Source organism: Oscillibacter sp. ER4 (genome assembly GCF_000765235.1).
Lineage (GTDB): Bacteria > Bacillota > Clostridia > Oscillospirales > Oscillospiraceae > Hominicoprocola > Hominicoprocola fusiformis.
This window is the reverse complement of the sequence record NZ_JPJG01000109.1, coordinates 1-767: the sequence shown is the minus strand read 5'-3', so window position 1 is coordinate 767 and position 767 is coordinate 1. Positions and strand designations below refer to the sequence as shown.

Genomic DNA, 767 nt, shown 5'->3' with positions numbered 1-767 from the left:
AAGAACGATTTCCACTTCACGGATAGAGCTTGTGCGCACTTATATAGATTCATCTTATCCATAATCGTTCTCTCCTATAAATGATAATTTAGTGGAACTCTGCAAAACAGAGTTCATGCGGACGTTTGCTACCCATCCCGAATACCGTGACGAGCAGAGTGATTGGTTCTCTCATCCTTTGGGGAAATCATTGTCCCGCGTTGCAATGGGACCTTTTGGCTCTAATATAAAAACTGACTGCTTTGTTGATCATGGTGTTCCCGTGTTAAACGGGGATAACATCTCTGGCTACTTGCTTTCTGAACGATCATTCCGATATGTCGAGGATGAAAAAGCAAGCCAGCTAAAAAATTCGATAGCCGTCTCTGGTGATATTGTGATCACTCATCGTGGAACGCTGGGGCAAGTTGCACTTGTTCCGGACAAAACGAAATTCGACAGGTATGTCATTTCCCAAAGTCAGTTTTTACTTACTTGCGACCAGTGTGCGCTATTACCTGAGTATGTTCTCTTCTATTTTCACACTGATGCTGGGCGCAGGAAATTACTCGCAAATGATAACACAACCGGCGTTCCATCAATCGCAAAGCCCACAAGTTATATTAAAGCATTACACATTCCCATTCCGCCGATTGAATTGCAGCAAAATTGGGCAGTGTTGGTGAGAGCAACCCTTGCTGCTGTTGCTGACAATAATCTTGAGATGGAAAAACTTACAGATTTCGCACAGACCTTGCTTTCAGGGTTAAGCCGCTAAATTATCATTT

The 767-nt window shown here is 43.2% G+C and carries 1 protein-coding gene; it reads left to right on the top strand.

The features are described from left to right. Nucleotides 1–91 precede the first annotated feature (91 nt). Entirely contained in the window at nucleotides 92–757 is a 666-nt protein-coding gene (locus tag NI20_RS0113150) for a restriction endonuclease subunit S (RefSeq protein ID WP_144038685.1), read from the top strand. The last annotated feature ends 10 nt before the right edge of the window (nucleotides 758–767 follow it).